Origin of the sequence: Mesorhizobium sp. M1A.T.Ca.IN.004.03.1.1 (assembly GCF_003997555.1) — a bacterium.
Taxonomy (GTDB): Bacteria; Pseudomonadota; Alphaproteobacteria; order Rhizobiales; family Rhizobiaceae; genus Mesorhizobium.
Map to the genome: position 1 here is coordinate 1 of NZ_RZTV01000534.1, position 261 is coordinate 261.

Genomic DNA, 261 nt, shown 5'->3' on the forward strand with positions numbered 1-261 from the left:
AGTGGTTCCTGCAGTCGGCCGGAACGTTCATCTCGATCCTCGTTCCGTTGATCGTGTTCTTCCTGCTGCAGCGCTTCTTCGTCCGGGGTCTCCTCGCCGGAGCGACCAAGGGCTGAGTCCCGCACGAACGCCGAGGGGCGTGGCATCCGTCGATCGGATGCCACGCCCCTTCGCTGTTCCGGCTCAGCCGGTGCAGGACAGGCGGGTCTGGATGTCGCGCATTGCGTCGATCTCGGCCGACTGGCCCGTGATGATCGTCTG

Annotated in this window: 1 pseudogene; it reads left to right on the forward strand. The window is 65.1% G+C overall.

Annotated elements, in window-relative coordinates:
• A pseudogene (locus EOD29_RS38080) lies at positions 1 to 116 on the forward strand (carbohydrate ABC transporter permease); the annotation flags it as partial.
• Positions 117 to 261 lie beyond the last annotated feature (145 nt).